The organism is Streptomyces sp. SJL17-4 (assembly GCF_036826855.1).
In the GTDB taxonomy this organism is placed as follows: Bacteria; Actinomycetota; Actinomycetes; order Streptomycetales; family Streptomycetaceae; genus Streptomyces.
In genome coordinates, this window is the sequence record NZ_CP104578.1 from 1062529 (window position 1) to 1080071 (window position 17543).

At 72.4% G+C, this 17543-nt stretch carries 17 protein-coding genes; 8 read left to right on the forward strand and 9 right to left on the reverse strand.

Annotation, left to right across the window (positions count from 1 at the left end; translation table 11 throughout):
• Nucleotides 1-10: 10 nt before the first annotated feature.
• The 3 genes from N5875_RS04550 to N5875_RS04560 all read right to left on the reverse strand — a co-directional run bounded on the left by N5875_RS04550 (nt 11) and on the right by N5875_RS04560 (nt 3145).
• On the reverse strand, nt 11-481 hold the full coding sequence (locus N5875_RS04550) for a hypothetical protein (protein WP_338491992.1): 471 nt from the start codon (nt 479-481) through the stop codon (nt 11-13).
• 177 nt (nt 482-658) lie between these two features.
• A complete protein-coding gene (locus N5875_RS04555; RefSeq protein WP_318209353.1) occupies nt 659-1396 on the reverse strand; it encodes a helix-turn-helix domain-containing protein in 738 nt (245 codons plus the stop codon).
• Between the two features lie 144 nt (nt 1397-1540).
• Nucleotides 1541-3145 carry a hypothetical protein gene (locus tag N5875_RS04560; protein WP_338491993.1) on the reverse strand — a complete coding sequence of 535 codons (1605 nt, stop codon included), beginning with the start codon at nt 3143-3145 and terminating at the stop codon, nt 1541-1543.
• Nucleotides 3146-3523: 378 nt separating this feature from the next.
• Between N5875_RS04560 and N5875_RS04565 the strand changes: the two genes are divergently transcribed.
• On the forward strand, nt 3524-4447 hold the full coding sequence (locus tag N5875_RS04565; RefSeq protein ID WP_338491995.1) for a glycerophosphodiester phosphodiesterase family protein: 924 nt from the start codon (nt 3524-3526) through the stop codon (nt 4445-4447).
• A gap of 3 nt (nt 4448-4450) precedes the next feature.
• Here the strand turns inward: N5875_RS04565 and N5875_RS04570 are convergent, their stop codons facing one another.
• Genes N5875_RS04570 through N5875_RS04580 form a run of 3 tightly spaced genes read right to left on the reverse strand, consistent with a single transcriptional unit; the run spans nt 4451 to nt 6728 of the window.
• Nucleotides 4451-5515, reverse strand: coding sequence for a CU044_5270 family protein (locus N5875_RS04570; protein WP_318209356.1), 1065 nt, complete (start codon nt 5513-5515; stop codon nt 4451-4453).
• Entirely contained in the window at nt 5512-6177 is a 666-nt protein-coding gene (locus tag N5875_RS04575) for an RNA polymerase sigma factor (RefSeq protein WP_338491997.1), read from the reverse strand. The genes N5875_RS04570 and N5875_RS04575 overlap by 4 nt, the downstream gene beginning before the upstream one ends.
• Nucleotides 6174-6728 (reverse strand): HD domain-containing protein, encoded by a 555-nt coding sequence (locus N5875_RS04580; protein ID WP_338491999.1) that lies wholly within the window; start codon nt 6726-6728, stop codon nt 6174-6176. Before N5875_RS04580 ends, N5875_RS04575 begins: the two co-directional genes overlap by 4 nt.
• A gap of 150 nt (nt 6729-6878) precedes the next feature.
• Here N5875_RS04580 and N5875_RS04585 point away from each other — a divergent pair, with 150 nt between their 5' ends.
• Nucleotides 6879-7814, forward strand: coding sequence for a TIGR03564 family F420-dependent LLM class oxidoreductase (locus N5875_RS04585; RefSeq protein WP_338492001.1), 936 nt, complete (start codon nt 6879-6881; stop codon nt 7812-7814).
• A 42-nt stretch (nt 7815-7856) separates the two neighbouring features.
• On the opposite strand, the gene N5875_RS04590 is transcribed toward N5875_RS04585, so the two are convergent.
• Nucleotides 7857-8561 carry a DUF2470 domain-containing protein gene (locus N5875_RS04590; RefSeq protein WP_338492002.1) on the reverse strand — a complete coding sequence of 235 codons (705 nt, stop codon included), beginning with the start codon at nt 8559-8561 and terminating at the stop codon, nt 7857-7859.
• Between the two features lie 168 nt (nt 8562-8729).
• On the opposite strand from N5875_RS04590, the gene N5875_RS04595 reads away from it, so the two are divergent.
• Together N5875_RS04595 and N5875_RS04600 are read left to right on the forward strand one after the other, a co-directional pair.
• Nucleotides 8730-10049, forward strand: coding sequence for a hypothetical protein (locus N5875_RS04595; RefSeq protein WP_318209361.1), 1320 nt, complete (start codon nt 8730-8732; stop codon nt 10047-10049).
• Nucleotides 10050-10138: 89 nt separating this feature from the next.
• A complete protein-coding gene (locus tag N5875_RS04600) occupies nt 10139-10609 on the forward strand; it encodes a hypothetical protein (protein WP_318209362.1) in 471 nt (156 codons plus the stop codon).
• Nucleotides 10610-10646: 37 nt separating this feature from the next.
• Here the strand turns inward: N5875_RS04600 and N5875_RS04605 are convergent, their stop codons facing one another.
• On the reverse strand, nt 10647-10922 hold the full coding sequence (locus N5875_RS04605; RefSeq protein WP_318209363.1) for a hypothetical protein: 276 nt from the start codon (nt 10920-10922) through the stop codon (nt 10647-10649).
• A gap of 93 nt (nt 10923-11015) precedes the next feature.
• On the opposite strand from N5875_RS04605, the gene N5875_RS04610 reads away from it, so the two are divergent.
• From N5875_RS04610 to meaB, 3 genes are read left to right on the forward strand one after another with little or no spacing between them, the layout of a single operon-like run.
• Complete coding sequence (locus N5875_RS04610; RefSeq protein WP_318209364.1) at nt 11016-12827, forward strand: methylmalonyl-CoA mutase family protein; 1812 nt, start codon at nt 11016-11018, stop codon at nt 12825-12827.
• On the forward strand, nt 12827-15001 hold the full coding sequence (gene scpA, locus N5875_RS04615) for a methylmalonyl-CoA mutase (protein ID WP_318209365.1): 2175 nt from the start codon (nt 12827-12829) through the stop codon (nt 14999-15001). The genes N5875_RS04610 and scpA overlap by 1 nt, the downstream gene beginning before the upstream one ends.
• A complete protein-coding gene (meaB, locus tag N5875_RS04620; RefSeq protein ID WP_338492003.1) occupies nt 14998-15981 on the forward strand; it encodes a methylmalonyl Co-A mutase-associated GTPase MeaB in 984 nt (327 codons plus the stop codon). The genes scpA and meaB overlap by 4 nt, the downstream gene beginning before the upstream one ends.
• Before the next feature lie 145 nt (nt 15982-16126).
• On the opposite strand, the gene N5875_RS04625 is transcribed toward meaB, so the two are convergent.
• Nucleotides 16127-16477 (reverse strand): helix-turn-helix domain-containing protein, encoded by a 351-nt coding sequence (locus N5875_RS04625; RefSeq protein WP_318209367.1) that lies wholly within the window; start codon nt 16475-16477, stop codon nt 16127-16129.
• Nucleotides 16478-16550: 73 nt separating this feature from the next.
• Between N5875_RS04625 and N5875_RS04630 the strand changes: the two genes are divergently transcribed.
• A complete protein-coding gene (locus N5875_RS04630; RefSeq protein WP_338492005.1) occupies nt 16551-17435 on the forward strand; it encodes an NAD(P)-binding domain-containing protein in 885 nt (294 codons plus the stop codon).
• The last annotated feature ends 108 nt before the right edge of the window (nt 17436-17543 follow it).

Consider the following 17543-nt stretch of genomic DNA (forward strand, 5'->3'; position numbering starts at 1 on the left):
TGAGGGCGGATCAGATGTCGATCACCCGGTAGCCGATGACGTAGATGCCGCCGGAGCCCTCCACGGAGCGCCACTGGGTCTCGGCGCCGACCTCGCTGCCGGTGACGAGCGTGGCGCCGAGCTTGTCGTCGCCGCTGGTGGAGTCGTAGTCCCACAGGGTGAGGGTACGGGCCTGCTCCTTGCCGAGGATGAGGGCCGCGTTGCCGTTGCCGTCGGCCATGGAGCGGACGTAACCGGTGCCCATGGTCTGGTACTTGATGCCGTTGCCGGGCCAGACCTTGACGGCGTTGCCGTTGGCGTCGGTGATCTTGAGGTACGCCTCGTCGTGGTCGCCCTCGCTGTTCTTCTGGCAGTGCAGCTCGACCAGTTCGATCCGCACGTAGTCGATCGGCTCGGCCTGGGCGGTGCCGGCGAAGGCGGCGACGCTGCCGAGTCCGAGCAGGGCGGTGGCGGCCGTTCGGGCGATTCGGTTCTTGCGCATGTGGTCCCCCCACACCTCGGGTCACTCATGTGACGGTGGTTCCGGCCCGCCTCGTGGCGGCGGGTCCGGTGTGCCGTTCCCCTCGGCACACCACCTACTGTGGCCGGTCGGCCCGCCCGGTTCTACGCGCGTTCCGCTGGACGGAACAGCACCATCTGGCTGAGGCGCACGAGGCGTTCAGAGCACGAGCGCGGTCGGCGGGGCCGTTCGTCGCGGCCCGCCCCGGGCGAGCGCGCGGCCGATCGCGGCCCCCGCCCCGGCGACGCCCCGGGCCAGCGAGTCGAGCGGGCGGCCCGCGGGAACCATGGCGGCGAGCGCCGCGACCGTACGCCCGTCCGGGGTGCGGACCGGCAGCGCGGCGCAGCACACCCCGTCCATCACGTCCTCCCGGTCGAGGACCGGGCCGCCGCGGAGTGGTCCCCGCAGGGCCTTCCCCGCGGCGGTGTCGAGCCGGAACGCGATGCCGTCCCGTACGGGCAGGAGCGGTTCGACGTCCCCGGGGGCCGAGCTGACCGTGAGGGCCATGTCCTCGCGCAGCACGGCGAGGACGACGCTCGCGCCGGTGGCGGCCCGGAGCCGTTGGAGGGGCAGCCGGGCGGCGGGGCGCAGACCGGGGTGCGGCTCCCAGGCCTGGCCCAGGCGGTACAGCTGGGGGCCGACCCGGTAGCGGTTCCCGTTCCGTTCGACGGCGCCGAGCGTGACCAGTTGGTCGAGCAGCCGGTGGACGCTGCCCTTGGGCACTCCGCAGAGGAGGGCCAGTTCGGTCACGCCGGCCTCGTCACCGCTCCGGCGCAGGGCGTCGAGCAGGGCGAACGCCCCTTCGAGTACGCCCCGGCCACGTGCCCGCCGGGGCCCTCCGTCGCCCGCCTGCCCGTGCCCGGCTCTGCCCGACGCACTCCCCGTACGGCCGTCCATGGTTCCCCCCGACTCGGCACGCCCGGCCGCGAACCCCCGACGGCGCGGCTCCGGGCACGCGTCCACCATGCCGCAGACCGGGCGATTCCGGCGAAGGGCTCGCGTCGCCCGTCGTGTCGCGGGGCGAGTACCGCCGTCCCTCCGCTACGGCTGGCCGTCGAGCCAGCTCAGCTTGTGCCCGTAGAGCACCCGCTGGCAGTAGTCCGTCCCCGCCGGATCGCCCGCGCCGGGGTTCGCCACGCAGTCGCCGGCCTGGCCCGGGCGGTGTTCGGAGACGGACCACAGGCGGCCCGTGCCGCGCTCGACGTAGAGGTCCTCGGCGCCCCGGGCGGTCTTGACGGCCTGCCCGGACTGGACCAGCCGGCCGCCGTCCCACGTGTAGCGCCAGAGGTTGCCCGGCTCGTCGGTGCCCTTCGACTCGTTCACGTACAGGGTGCCGTTGTGCGCCGCCGCGCCCTGCGCGCCGCCGTTGGTCAACGGCAGGTAGTTCGCCCAGCCCTCCGCGGCGACGTCGGCCGAGCGGCCCTCCAGGGCCGCGACCGGGTAGGAGGCGATGCGGCCGGTGGACGGGTAGCCGCTCTCGGGACGGCAGTACTCACCCATGAGCAGCCGGTCCGGGGTGGTGCTGCGGTCCAGCGAGATGTAGGAGGCCTTCGGCGCTCCGGTGGAGACGCAGGCGTAGGAACCCTTGGGGTTGCTCTGGGTCGCCTTGAACTTCCAGGCGGCGACCTGGGGCATGACGTAGCGGTAGCCGAAGCTGTACCAGACGTTGTTGTGCCGGCCGACCTTCGTCTTGTCCTCGACGTTGGCGGTGGTCTTCACGCCGTCCGTGTCGGCCCCCATCGCGTCGTGCGTCTTGGGGTCGCCGTCCGGGTCGAGGTCCATGATCGTGCGCATGTCGAAGACGCGCAGTCCGTTGCGGGTGTCCGCGACGTAGAGGTAGTTGCCGTACCAGACGATCCCGCCGGCGTGCACGCCCTTCTGGATCGGGTACTCGCCGGCGTGCAGACCGTCGAAGGAGACGTGGTCGGCCGAGTTCACATAGGTCCAGCCCAGCAGGACGTGCCGGTACTTGACCTCGGGGCTGCCCGTGGCCGGGTTGGTCCGGCTCTGGACGAAGGTGATCCGGACGCCCTTCTGGTTGCAGGCGTCGTTCGCCTCGATCTCGGCGGTGGTGCAGTCGCCGGTCGCCGGGTCGGGGTCGGTCTCCCGGCCCGGGTCCCAGCCGTCGTAGGAGGCGAACAGCTGGATGTTCCCGGCGTCGCCCCAGAGCTCGTTGTCCTTGGCGTCGGAGACGCCGGTCATGCCCTGGGGAACCCATTCCCGCGAGACGGAGTCGTCGTCCTGCAGGCAGTACTTGATGTCGGGGTCCGGGGCCGTGCCGAACGGGTCCCGGGAGCACCACGGCTGTACGGTGCGGTTGGCCCCGGCCAGCAGGTTCTGGACGCCCGACTTGGGCAGCACCGAGTCCAGTCGCGTCACCCGTGTGGTGGTCTCGGCGTTCATCGCGCCGGGCGCCATCGTGAAGTCACCCGGTGAGGCCGCGCCGCCGGGCTCGGTCCAGGCGCTGGTGGTGAACGGCGAGGCGGTCGCCTCGGTCGTACGGGGCTCCTGGCTCCAGCTCTGCGGGGTGGCGGGCGGCAGGTCCTCCGCCTGGGCCGGCGCCGCGAGGCCGGTGAACGCGAGTGAGGCCGTGGCGGCGGCCGTGAGCCACGCGCGGCGTATGCGCCGTATGCGCCTTGTGGGCATGTGGGGTTGTCTCCGTTGCTCGTATGACAGTAAGTCGAACGGAGAGTTCCAGAACGCTTGAGCGAAACGCAAACCTGTTCGCATCGCCGGCAACAGTGCCCTGCCGGTGTACAGTTGGGGAGAATACGGCCATATTGTCACCATCCCGGCGATCCGGTCGCCGATCGGTGAGGGCGAGGTGAAGTTTCCCGCCGGGTCCGGTGAGCACCCCGGAGGGAACTCTCCGGAATTCCCCCATGCCTGCGGGCTCCGTGTCCGCGGGCTCCGCGGTCACGCGGCACGACGCGAGACCGTGACCTCCGCGGTCACGCGGCACGACGCGAGCCGCCGTTCCGCGATCCGGCCCGATCGGCCCGTCGCCCCTTAGGGTGGGCGGACATGAGAGACCCTCACCCGCCCGCCTCCCGGCCCCGCCGGCGACGCGGGAGCGCCGGCCTGGTCGTCGTGGTCACCGCCGTCGCCGGTTTCGCGGCCGTGCTCGTCGCCGCCGCCCCGCCCTCGCTGGCCGCCCTCCGGCCCGCGGCGCACGACACCGCGGCGGCGAGTCCCTGGCTGCGCCCGGCGGGCGCGCCCGTGACCGTGATCGCGCACCGGGGGGCCTCCTCGGCCGCCCCCGAGAACACCCTGATCGCCGGCGAGGTGGCCCGGCGGGGCGGGGCGGTCTGGATCGAGAACGACGTCCAGCCCAGCAAGGACGGCGTCCCCTACGTCCTTCACGACGCGACCGTCGACCGGACGACGGACGGTACGGGGCCGATCCGCTCGCTGACCTCCACCGAGCTGGACGTCCTCGACGCCGGTTCCTGGTTCGCCCCGGCGTTCGCCGGCACGCATGTGCCCACGCTGGCGGCCCAGTTGGAGGATCTGCGGCTGCGCGGCGGGAAGCTGCTCCTTGAGGTGAAGGGCCGTCACAGCTACGCGCAGGTCCGCCGGATCATCGAGCTGGTGCGCGAACAGGGCATGAGCGACCGGGTCTTCGTCCAGAGCTTCGATGTCACCCACCTGCGGTTCGTCCACGAGCTGGCTCCCGAACTGCCGCTGGGGCTGCTGCGGGACACCCTGGACACCGACCCCGTCGCGCTCGCCGAGGACCTGCACCTCGCCTCGTACAACCCCTCGGACCGGGCCCTGTCCGCCCGCCCTGAGGTGGTCCGCGATCTGCACGCGGCGGGTGTCGCCGTGAACGTCTGGACGGTCGACAGCCCGGCCCGCTGGAAGGCCCTGGACGTACTCGGCGTGGACGGGATCATCACCAACCGCCCGACGGAGCTGGGCGGTTGGTCGTCCGGGCGGGTCTCCTGAGGCCTACGGCACGAGCTTGATGTCGTCGACGAAGGCCCGGACCATGATCGCGTGGGTGAAGACGACGGTCCCGGGCTTGATCAGGCCGCCCTCGCCGCCGTCACCCTTCACCTGGACGGTGCGCTCGCCCAGGAAGGCGAAGGTCCTGCTGTCGAAGATCCACTCGGTCCGCTGTCCGCTGGTCTCGTCGAGCCGCGCGACGGCGACACCCTTGCGCCCGGCGGCGTCGGTGGCGCTGTCCACCATGACGACGCCGGGGATCTTCGCGGCGGCCCGGTACAGAGCCGCCGTCAGCTCGGGGGTCGGCCAGCTCTCCACGAGCAGGTCCCCGATGGTGGTGAAGGCCTGCTGGTCCTTGCCGTTGCCCTGTCCCTCGGTCTCCTTGTAGATCTTCCGCAGCAGCGCGTCGGGGTCGGTGGGGAGGGTCGCGAGGTAGTCGTGGGAGGGCGCACCGAGGTGCGGCTTCGGCACGTTGCCCTGCTCGTCACGGCCTTCCAGGGTGATGCCCTCGGGGGCGGTGTTGCCGGGCTCGATCAGCCAGCCCCTGAGGCCGTCGGGCGACCTCCAGGACTGCCGGGTGTGCAGGGGGTCGCTGACGAGGCTGCTCTCGCCGTCGACGGTCCTCACATGGGTGTTCGCGGTCCGCGTCTCGATGTAGATGTACTGGCCGGCGCGGCCGTTCGGCGTCTCGGCCCCGGCGGCGGCGAGCGAGATGCGATCGAGGAGCCGGGGCGCTCCCTCGGCGTCGACGGCGCCGATGCTGGTGGTGAGGGCGGGGCCGGTGGCGCGGCCGTCGGGGCGCTGGGCATCGCCGGGGGTGAGGACGAGGACGCCGACGGCGAGCGCTCCGGCGAGTGCGGTGGCGGCGGGCAGCAGGATCGCCTTCCGCAGGAAGGGGTTGCGCGGGGTGCGAGCGGCGGCCGTGCGGCGGTCGTCGTGGATCTGGCTCATCAGGCGCTCCTTGTGGAACTGGTGGCGGCCCGGAGGAAGGTCGTGTTCCTCGGTCGCCGGGAGGCCTCCGGTCTCGTGCCGGGTCGCCGTACGGGTCTTGTCCGGGTCGGGGTTCATCGGATTCCTTCCTGCGCGGGCCGGACCGCGTTCACGCGATCACCTGTTGTCTGTCGGGTGCGGGAGGCGGGTTCCCGTTTTTCCGGGGAGCGTTCGCTTCCTTCCCGGGCGAGTTCCTCCTCGGCGCCGGTACGGAGCTTGGCGCGGGCGCGGGAGAGCCGGGAGCGGACGGTGCCGACGGGGACGCGCAGCGCCTGGGCGACCTCGGTGTAGGCGAGGCCCTCCCAGAGGCAGAGGACGAGGACTTCTCGTTCGGTGCGGCGGAGCGTGCCGAGTGCCCGCAGGGTGGCGGCGATGCGGCGCCGGTCGTCGATCCGGCCCGCGACCTCGGAGGCGTGGTCGGGTACGGAGGCCTCCGCCTGTCCGGCGGCGGCGTACGCGTCGGCGGCCGCCCGGTAGCGGCGGTTGCCGCGGCAGTGGTTGCGGGAGACGTTGGTGGCGACGCCCAGCAGCCAGGGCCGGAGCGAGCCCCCGTCCGGGTCCACCTTCTGCCGGAGCCGCCAGGCCTCCAGGAAGGTCGCCGCCATCACGTCCTCGGCGACCGACCAGTCGCCGGTCAGCCGGAAGGCGTGGTTGTAGACGCTCCGGGCGTAGGAGTCGAAGAGTTCGGCGAAGGCCGAGGGGTCTCCGTCCCGGACGCGTGCGCGCATGTCGTTGTTCACGTCTCTCGTCTGTCCGGCCCCCGGAGCGGGTTCCCGTGACCCGCGTCACAGTGGGCGGAGAGCTCCTCCAGGAGTTCGGGGTTGACGACGCGCAGGATGGTCGCGATGTGCTCGGGGTCGGCCGCCGCCCACAGCGTCTCCCGGGCCGCGCGGTACTTGGCGGCGAGCCGTTCCCGCTGTGCGGGCGGCAGGGCGGCGGCCCGGTCCGAGCGGCTGTTGTGGGCGTTGTCGGCGATCTTCACGAGGGTGGCGTCGGGGTCCTCGGTGATCCGGCGGATCTTCTCCTCGTACGCCGTGCCGGGTGTGTTGGTCACGGCCTCGACGACGGCGACGACGTGGTCGGGGATCCCGGCGGCGCTGAGCCGTTCCGCCGTCCAGTCGGTGTCCTCGATGACGTCGTGGAGCAGCCCGGCCATGGCCAGGTGCGGGCCGAGCGGTTCCAGGCCGGCTGCGACGGCACGGACGTGCTCGACGTACGGGACACCGGTCTTGTCGGTCTGTCCGGCGTGCGCGCGGCCGGCGAGCGCGTCCACCTCGGCGAGAGTCGTCATCGCCCCATCATCGCGGGGTGCCGCGCGCCGTCCCGCCTCACCCCGCCGGGCTCCGCAGCCGTGCTCCGCCGCCGGCCTGCCGACGCCGTGCAACACACTCTTCACGGACGGGCGGGAATCCCGTTCCCGGACGGGCCGGTTGGCGATGGTATGACTCTCGGAGTGACGCTCGGTTCGACCGCCGTCCAGCGCACGATCGACAGCACGGTGCGGCTCGCGCGGGAGGCGCGCGACGCGGGCCTGCACTCGGCGTGGTTCGGCCAGACCTTCGCGTACGACTCGCCCTCCCTGGCCGCGATCGTCGGGCGCGAGGTGCCCGGCCTGCACGTCGGGACCTCTGCCATCCCCGTCTTCGGCCGCCATCCGCTGCTCGTCTCCAGCCAGGCGCAGACCGCCCAGGCGGCCACCGGCGGTCGCTATCACCTCGGGCTCGCCCTCGGCACCCGGCACCTGACCGAGACCGGTTTCGGCATCCCGTACCGGCGGCCCATCGGCCTGCTCCGGGAGTTCCTGACGGCGCTCCGCCCGCTGCTCGAAACGGGCAGCGCCGACTTCCACGGCGAGCTGCTGACCGCGACGACGCCGTACTCGGCGGCGGTGCCGGGCGCGCGGCCGACCGTGCCGCTGCTCGTCGCCGCGATGGGGCCGCAGGCCCTGCGCGTCAGCGGTGAACTGGCCGACGGGATCCTGCCGTTCCTGGCGGGGCCGCGCGCGCTCGCCGAGCACATCGTCCCCACCGTCACCGCCGCCGCCGCCGCGGCGGCCGGCCGCCCGGCGCCCCGGATCGTGGCCCTCGTCCCGGGCGTGGTCACCGCGAGGACCGAGGTGGCGGCCGTACGGGAGAAGGCGGCCGAGGCCCTCGCGCTGTACGAGCGGATTCCGTCCTACCGGCGTGCGATCGAGGCGTCCGGCGCCACCCGGGCGGCCGAACTCGCCGTGATCGGGGACGAGGAGACGGTCGCCGCGGAGGTCCGGCGCTACCGCGAGGCGGGGGCGACGGAGGTGGTGTTCACGGCGACGGAGCTGAACGGCGAGGACGGTCGCGTACGCACCTGGAAACTGCTCGGCGAACTGTCACGCGACTGAGCCCGGCCGCCCTTCGCCGCACCCTCGGCCCACCCAGTCAGGTCAGGTCAGGAGGCTGTTGGGGTGGGAGGAGCGGCGGGCCGCGGCGAGGAGGGCGTGGATGCGGGGGCCGGCCTGGTCGATGTCGGTGACCGGGGTGGGGAAGGGAAGCCGGACGTCCTGGTGACCGGCGGGGTGTTCGAGGCGGAGGGTGATGCCGTACCGGTCGAGGGCGACGGGAAGGGCGCGGACCATGTCCCGTTCGGGGCGCGGCCGGACGAGCCGCAGCAGGAGGGGGACGAGTTCGCTGTGGCCGTCGACGAGGTGGGTCAGCATGGACGCCTCGCAGCCGGCCATCGGGTCGACGTCGGTCGCGTGGAGCTCTTCCAGCGTGATGTACGAGCGGCCCTCGGCGTCCTCCAGCAGGGCCTGTCCGAACTCCATGCAGATGCTGTCGGTGACCCCGGGCTCGTACGGGGAGGCGAGGAGTCCGGTCAGGGTGACGCGGGCCCGGAGCCGCTCGCGTACAGGGGTGGGAGCGATGTCGGTGAACTCCAGGCGTACGGGGATCCGCGCGGCCTGCCCGGAGTGGCTCTCCTCGGAGGGGTCGTGGAGGTGGATGTGGCCCATGGGCCCGGTCCCGTCCAGGAGGTGCACCTCCTGGTGGTGTCCGTCGGACACCACCGTCATCGAGTGGGCGGCGGCGAGGACCGATCGCACGCGCTCGGCGGGGGTGGGCCGCGTGACGCGGGTGGTGAAGGGACGCATCCGAGTTCTCCCAGGACAGAGGACGAGGTACTTAGGTAAGCCTAAGCTAACCCATGATGGGCTCGGTGCGGAACGGTGAAATCCGGCGCGGCGCGGAACGGCTGACGCCCTATGTGATGATCTCCCTTCCGAAAAACGGATCCATCAGGGATCCCATGGGGAGAGAACATGGGCACAACGGACACCAACGGCGTCGATCTGTCCGGCGTCACCGGACGGCTGATCCAGACCGTCGACCTGGTGAAGGGCCCTGCGCCGCAGGCCATCGCCACGGACACCGTCAACGGACACGTCTTCGTCCTCCAGGTCGAGAGCTCGGCGACGGCCCCGGAGGGCAACCTGTATCTCAACCGCATCAACCGCCGGACCGGCGCGGTCACCGGCTCGATGCAGCTGAAGGGCTTCGGTCACGGGCTCTCCATGGGCGCCGAGCCGGTGGGCGCCGACACCTACCTCTGGACCGAGGTCGGCCCGCTGCAGATCTCCGCGGACGGCGCCGCGTTCGGCAAGGCCGTCACCCGGTTCCGCTTCGTCGACGGAGCGGTCCTCGACGGAGCCCTGATACCCCAGAGCCAGAAGTTCACCCCGCCCGGCAGCACGTCGAGCACCGGCCCTTCGCTGGACCCGGTGAACAACCAGCTGTGCGTGATGTACCACAAGGACGGAAAGCGGCACTTCACCCGTTACGACGCGGCCGTGGCGGCCACCGGCTCGTGGGTCCCGGTGGGCACCACCTTCGTCATGCCGGCCGGCGAGGACGTCACCCCCGACGTGCCGACGCCCTACCCGCTGCAGAAGACCCTCGTCTCCCAGGGGTACACCGCACTGGGCGACGTCCTCTACGCGTACCAGTGGGCGCCGTACGACAAGAAGAACTACCCCGAGATACCCGACTCCTTCCCGGGGATCGCCTTCCTCACCTCGTACTCGTGGACGACCGGCCAGCGCATCGACCGCCAGGTCGTCACCAACGCCGACGGCCTCACCCGGCGCGAGCCCGAGGGCGTCACCACCGAGGTCGACCCCGCGACCGGCGAGACCCGGCTGCTCTTCGGCTTCAGCAACACCGTCCCCGGCACCACGGGTTCGCGGGACGTCACCATCGGCTGGTACCCCACCAAGCCCGCGGTGGACGGCATCAAGGTGCTCGCCGACTGGGAGGACCTCGCACTGGAGGCCGGTGTCTCCCCCGGCGCCGAGCGCCCGCGCGGACGGCTGATCGCCCTCGCCGGCACCACCTACCTCCAGCTGCGCGGCTCCGTCACCTGCTCCCCCGGCCTGACCGCGGACAGCAGGATCGGGACCCTGCCGCACCGGCTGCGCGCGACCCGCCTGACCCGCCAGAACGTGCCCCGCAACAACAACACCGGCCGCTGTGTGTGCCGGATCGAGACGGACGTCACGGGCGCCCTCCGCGTCTACGGCGCCACCAGCGACAACGCCATCACCTGGATCGACCTCGACGGCGTCTCCGTCGCCTGGCGATGAGCCGCCTCGTGGACAGCCCCGTGGACAGCCCCGTGAACGGCGCCGTCATCCCGCCCGCGCACCCCACCACCCGATCCGGAGGATCGAGCATGACCCAGCACACCACCAGCCGCCGCTCCCTGCTCACCGCGGCGCTCGCCGCCCCCGCCGTCGCCGTCGCGGGGCCGCTGCTCGCGGCCACACCGGCGGCCGCCGCCGACCCCGTCGACGGCTGCCAGGTCGTCGTCGACTGGACGCCGATCACGGTGGACGCCGCCGTGGTGAACGAGCCCGGCGCACCGGCCGAGGCCCGCGTGATACGACTCGCGGGGACCGAGTTCCTCCAGCTGCGCGGAACGGTCACCTGCTCGTTCACCGCCGACGGCACTCTCGGCACCCTGCCCGCCACCATCCGCCCGCCCAAGCTGACCCGCGGCGTCTGCCCCCGCAACAACAGCCTGGGCATCAACGCGGTCCGCATCGAGGCCAACACGGCCGGCGCCGTCAACGTCTACGGCCCCCAGGCGACCAACAAGGTGACCTGGATCCAGCTGGACAACTTCTCCTCCGTCATGCGCTGAGGCCGGTGAGGGTCCGGCCGCGGGGCCACGGCGGACGTCACGGCGTGTCGCCGGACCAGTCGAGGCGGCTCGGATCGCCGGGGCGCGGGTCGTACAGCGACCGGCCCCCGGCGCCGTACCGGCCCAGCTCCGTCTCCAGGGCCGCGCCGGCCGCCCGCTGCTCCGGCGTCCGGCCGGTGACGTCCAGCAGCAGTCCGTCGAGCGGGCCGCCGACCAGTTCGGCGTAGACACGGCCGGGTCTCGGGCCCGGCCGGGGGTCGTCGTGGTCCTGGCCGTAGACCCGGCCTCTCAGCAGCTCCTCGTCCCTGTCCATACGACACAGCGTCGCAGCCGCCACTGACAACGAGAAGAAGGTCACAGTCGTACGCCCTCCTGCTGCTTTGTCGATCTCCCCTAGCATCCGAGCATGACGGTCCTGCCTGACGACGGGCTCACCCTGGCGTCCGAATTTCCCGACGCGCCACACGAACAGTGGCAACACCTTGTGGCAGGTGTCCTGCGCAAGTCCGGCAAAGAGGTGTCCGGCGACGCCGCCGAGGACGCCCTTTCCACACTCCTGGAGGACGGCCTCGACGTCCGTCCGCTGTACACGGCGCGCGAGACCGCGCCCGACGCCGGGCTCCCCGGCTTCGCGCCCTTCGTGCGCGGCAGCCGCGCCGAGGGCAACACCCTGGGCGGCTGGGACGTGCGCCAGCGGCACCTGGCCGCCGACAACGACGCGGTCCTCGCCGACCTGGAGAACGGCGTCACCTCCCTCTGGCTGGGCGCCGGCGGCGCCGGCATCCCGGTCTCCTCGCTCGCCACGGTCCTCGACGGGGTCTACCTCGACCTGGCTCCGGTCGTCCTCGACGCGGGCGACGAGACGGCGGCGGCCGCCGAGCGTCTCCTCGCGCTGTACGAGGAGCGGGGCGTCGCCGACGACGCGGCCCGCGGCAACCTCGGGGCCGACCCGCTCGGCCACGAGGCCCGTACCGGCCGCCCGGCGTACGACCTCGCGTCCGTGGCCGGACTCGCGCGCCGCTGCGCCGACCGGTACCCGGGGGTGCGGGCCCTGACCGTGGACGCCCTGCCGTACCACGAGGCCGGCGGCTCGGCCGCGCAGGAGCTCGGCTGCTCCCTCGCGACCGGCGTGGCCTATCTGCGGGGTCTGACCGGCGCAGGGCTGAGCGTCGCCGAGGCGTGCGCACAGCTGGAGTTCCGGTACGCGGCCACCGCCGACCAGTTCCTGACCATCGCCAAGCTCCGCGCGGCGCGCCGGCTCTGGGCCCGGGTGGCCGAGGTCTGCGGCGCCCCGGACGCGGGTGGCCAGCGCCAGCACGCGGTGACCTCGACGGTGATGATGACGCGCCGCGACCCGTGGGTGAACATGCTGCGCACCACGGTGGCCACGCTCGCCGCGGGGGTGGGCGGCGCCGACAGCGTCACCGTGCTCCCCTTCGACGACGCCCTCGGCCTGCCCGACGCCTTCGCACGCCGGATCGCCCGCAACACCTCCACCGTCCTCATCGAGGAGTCGCACCTGTCCCGGGTGATCGACCCGGCGGGCGGCTCCTGGTACGTGGAGCGGCTCACCGACGAACTCGCGCACGCCGCCTGGGAGTTCTTCCAGGTCATCGAGCGGGCGGGCGGCCAGGAGGCCGCGCTGCGGTCCGGGACGATCGGCGAGCGCCTCGCCGAGACCTGGTCCGCGCGCAGCAGGAAGCTCGCCACCCGCCGCGAACCCATCACCGGTGTCAGCGAGTTCCCCCACCTCACGGAGAAGCCCGTCGACCGGGCACCCGCGCCCGCGCAGCCGACCGGCGGTCTCCCCCGGGTCCGCCGCGACGAGGCGTACGAGACCCTGCGCGCCCGCTCCGACGCGCACCTGGCGTCGACCGGGGCCCGGCCCCGTGTCTATCTGGCCACGCTCGGCCCGGCGGCCGCGCACTCGGCCCGTCTCTCCTTCGCCGCGAACCTCTTCCAGGCGGGCGGCATCGAGCCGGTCACCGAGGGCACGTTCGAGGAGAGCGGCGCCCGCGAGGTCTGCCTCTGCTCCAGCGACGCGCTGTACGCGGAACAGGCCGGGACCGTGGCGGCGGAGCTGCGCGCGGCGGGCGCCGAGCACGTCCTCCTCGCCGGACGCCCCGGGGAGTACCCCGGTGTCGACTCGTACCTCTTCGCGGGCTGTGACGCCGTCGCCCTGCTCTCCACCGCCCTCGACCGCATGGGAGTGTCCTGATGTCCATCCCCGATTTCTCCGGGATCGAGCTCGGGGCGCCGACCGCCGACGGCGGTCCCGACGCGTGGCGCGCTGCCGTCAAGAAGGCCACGGGCGGCGACGACCTGCTCTGGGAGACCCCGGAGGGCATCGGCGTCAAGCCGCTGTACACCGGCCAGGACCTCGAGGGCCTGGACTTCCTGGACACCCGCCCGGGTATGGCCCCGTACCTGCGCGGCCCGTACCCGACGATGTACGTCAACCAGCCCTGGACGATCCGGCAGTACGCGGGCTTCTCCACGGCCGAGGAGTCGAACGCCTTCTACCGGCGCAACCTCGCGGCCGGCCAGAAGGGCCTGTCGGTCGCCTTCGACCTGCCGACCCACCGCGGCTACGACAGCGACCACCCGCGTGTCACCGGTGACGTCGGCATGGCCGGCGTGGCCATCGACTCGATCTACGACATGCGCCAGCTGTTCGACGGCATCCCGCTGGACCGGATGACGGTGTCGATGACGATGAACGGCGCCGTGCTGCCGGTCCTCGCGCTGTACATCGTGGCGGCCGAGGAGCAGGGCGTACCGCCCGAGAAGCTGGCCGGGACCATCCAGAACGACATCCTCAAGGAGTTCATGGTCCGCAACACGTACATCTACCCGCCCGGGCCGTCGATGCGGATCATCTCCGACATCTTCGCCTACACCTCGCAGCGGATGCCGCGCTACAACTCCATCTCCATCTCCGGGTACCACATCCAGGAGGCGGGTGCGACGGCCGACCTGGAGCTGGCGTACACGCTCGCCGACGGTGTGGAGTACATCCGCGCGGGCCGCGAGGCCGGGCTCGACGTGGACGCGTTCGCGCCGCGGCTGTCGTTCTTCTGGGCGATCGGCATGAACTTCTTCATGGAGATCGCCAAGCTGCGCGCGGCGCGGCTCCTGTGGGCCAAGCTGGTCCAGCAGTTCGACCCGCAGAACGCCAAGTCCCTCTCCCTGCGCACCCATTCGCAGACCTCGGGCTGGTCGCTCACCGCGCAGGACGTCTTCAACAACGTCACCCGCACCTGCGTCGAGGCGATGGCGGCCACCCAGGGCCACACCCAGTCGCTGCACACCAACGCCCTCGACGAGGCGCTCGCCCTGCCGACCGACTTCTCCGCCCGGATCGCCCGCAACACCCAGCTGCTCATCCAGCAGGAGTCGGGCACCTGCCGGACCATCGACCCGTGGGGCGGCAGCGCGTACGTCGAGAAGCTCACCTACGACCTCGCCCGGCGCGCCTGGAAGCACATCCAGGAGGTCGAGCAGGCCGGTGGCATGGCGAAGGCCATCGACGCGGGCATCCCCAAGCTGCGCGTGGAGGAGGCCGCGGCCCGCACCCAGGCCCGGATCGACTCCGGCCGGCAGCCGGTGATCGGCGTCAACAAGTACCGAGTGGCGACCGACGAGCAGATCGACGTCCTCAAGGTCGACAACTCCTCCGTGCGCGCCCAGCAGATCGCCAAGCTGAAGCGGCTGCGCGAGGAGCGCGACGAGCAGGCCTGCCAGGACGCGCTCGCCGCGCTCACCCGGGCCGCGGGCGGCGACGGCAACCTCCTGGAGCTCGCGGTGAACGCGGCCCGCGCGATGGCGACCGTCGGCGAGATCTCCGACGCCCTGGAGAAGGTCTACGGACGGCACGCCGGCCAGATCCGTACGATCTCCGGTGTGTACCGCAACGAAGCCGGCGCGTCCCCGTCCGTCGACCGCACCCGGGCCCTGGTGGACGCCTTCGGCGAGGCCGAGGGCCGCCGGCCGCGCATCCTGGTCGCCAAGATGGGCCAGGACGGCCACGACCGCGGCCAGAAGGTCATCGCCACCGCCTTCGCCGACCTGGGCTTCGACGTGGACGTCGGCCCGCTGTTCCAGACCCCGGCCGAGGTGGCCCGTCAGGCCGTCGAGGCGGACGTGCACATCGTCGGGGTCTCGTCGCTCGCCGCCGGACACCTCACGCTCGTACCGGCGCTGCGGGAGGAACTGGCGGCTGAGGGCCGCGAGGACATCATGATCGTGGTCGGCGGGGTGATTCCTCCGCAGGACGTGGCGACGCTCCTGGAGATGGGCGCGGCCGCCGTGTTCCCGCCGGGCACCGTGATCCCCGACGCGGCGCACGACCTGGTGACGCGTCTGTCGGCCGACCTCGGACACGAGCGGTGATCGATCTCGACACGTACGTCCGGGGGGTACGGGAGGGGAAGCGGGCGCTGGTCGCCCGCGCGATCACCCTCGTCGAGTCGACCCGACCCCAGCACCGGGCACTCGCCCAGGAGCTCCTGACCGCGCTCCTGCCGCACAGCGGGAACGCCGTGCGGATCGGGATCAGCGGGGTGCCCGGTGTCGGCAAGTCGACGTTCATCGACGCGTTCGGCACGATGCTGACCGGGCTCGGCCACCGGGTCGCGGTGCTCGCCGTCGACCCGTCGTCGACCCGTACCGGTGGCTCCATCCTCGGCGACAAGACGCGGATGGAGCGGCTTGCCGTCGATCCGGCGGCCTTCGTGCGGCCCTCCCCCAGCGCCGGCACCCTCGGCGGGGTCGCGAAGGCGACCCGGGAGTCGATGGTCGTCATGGAGGCCGCGGGCTACGACGTGGTGCTCGTCGAGACCGTGGGCGTCGGCCAGTCCGAGACCGCCGTCGCCAACATGGTCGACTCCTTCCTGCTGCTCACCCTGGCCCGCACGGGCGACCAGCTCCAGGGCATCAAGAAGGGCGTCCTGGAACTCGCCGACGTGGTCACCGTCAACAAGGCGGACGGCCCGCACGAGCGGGACGCGCGCGCCGCCGCGCGTGAACTCGCGGGCGCGCTGCGGCTGATGCACGGCGCGGACTCCTTCTGGACGCCGCCGGTGCTGAGTTGCAGCGCCCGGGAGTCGGCGGGCCTCGACGAGGTCTGGGGGCGTCTCGAACAGCACCGGGCGCTGCTGGACTCGACCGGCCGGCTCACGGCCAAGCGGCACGACCAGCAGGTCGACTGGACCTGGACCATGGTCCAGGACGAGCTCCTGCGCCGCCTCCACTCGGACCCGACGGTCCAGGACCTCGCGCCCGAGCTGGAGCAGCGGGTGCGCGCGGGCGAGCTGACGGCGACGCTGGCCGCGGAACGCATCCTGGACGCGTTCGGGGAGCGGCGCGGCTGACGCATCGCCGTTCGGGGGCCTTCCTTCGGGGAGGCCCCCCTTTCGCGTGCGCCGTCTCCTACCCACTTTTTTGTGCGTACTTGTCGGCGGTACGACCCCCGGGCGAAGCTGAGAGCGGCCCGGAGGAAGGGAGTACGCGAGGGCCTCAGGAAGCGGTCGGAACAGCCGTGACCCTGTCCAGGCGACGGTGGCCCCAGTCCGACAACGGGGCCAGCAACGCGGAGAGTTCACGCCCGATACCGGTCAGCGAGTAGACGGTCTTCAGCGGCAGTACGTCGTACACCTCGCGGTGCACGAGGCCGTCCGCCTCCATCTCGCGCAGCGCCTGGGTCAGCACCTTCTCGCTGATCGCGGGGAGTCTCCGGCGCAGTTCGGCGGGGCGGTGCGGTCCCGACTCCAGCAACCAGAGCACGGTGGGCTTCCATTTGCCCTCCACGACCGCGATCGCGGCACTCACTCCGCACACGTTCCTGTCCTCGGCCCGGGCGCGTGCCATCCGCGTCCTCCTCCTTCTTCCGGGATTTTCCTTCTCATCTGTCTACCTCATCTGTCTACAAGGGAGTTCACCCATGTCTTCTTCCCGCGACACCGCCGTCACCGTCATCGGTCTCGGACCGATGGGCCGTGCGCTGGCCGCCGCGTTCCTGACCGCCGGCGTAAGGACCACCGTGTGGAACCGGACGCCGGGCAAGGACCGGGAGCTCGTGGCCGCCGGTGCCGTCTCGGCCGCGTCCGCCGGGGAGGCGGTCGCCGCGAGCCCGCTGACCGTGGTCTGCCTGGTCAACTACGACGCCACCGACTCCGTACTGCGGCAGGATGCCGTGACGGCCGCGCTCAAGGGGCGGACCGTCGTGAACCTCAGCGCCGACACCCCCGAGCGGGCCAGGGACACCGGGCGCTGGGCCGACGAGCAGGGCATCGGCTACCTCGACGGCGCGATCATGACGCCGACGACGACCATCGGCACTCCGGCCGGGGTGTTCCTGCACAGTGGCCCGGAGGCGCTCTACGTCGAGCACCGGGCGGTGCTCGACGCCCTGGGCGGCACCCACACCCACCTCGGGGAGGAGATCAGCCGGGCCGCGGCGTACGACATCGCGCTGCTCGACATCTTCTGGACCTCGATGGCGGGCTACGCCCACGCTGTGGCGGTGGCTCGGGCCGAGGGGATCTCCGCGACCGAGCTCGCGCCCTTCGCCCAGGGCATCGGCGCGATCCTGCCGCCACTGTTCGAGCAGCTGGCCGAGGACATCGAGAGCGGCACGTACTCCGGCGAGGGGAACCCGCTCACCTCGGCGGTGTCGACGATGGCGCACATCGTGCACGCCTCCGAGGCGCACGGCATCGACGCGAGCCTGATGCGCGCGGCCGAGGGCCTGGCCCGCCGGACGGTGGGCCTGGGCCACGGCGCGGAGGGCTTCACCCGGGTCACCGAGGTCCTGGGGCGCCGCTGACCGGCCCCGGGCTCCTCCTCGGATGCCGTCCCCGGCGGGTCGTGCTGTGCTGGCTGGTAGGGGGACATCGCCACGGGGTGGCGCGGGAGGGGCCGCCCCACCTCATAA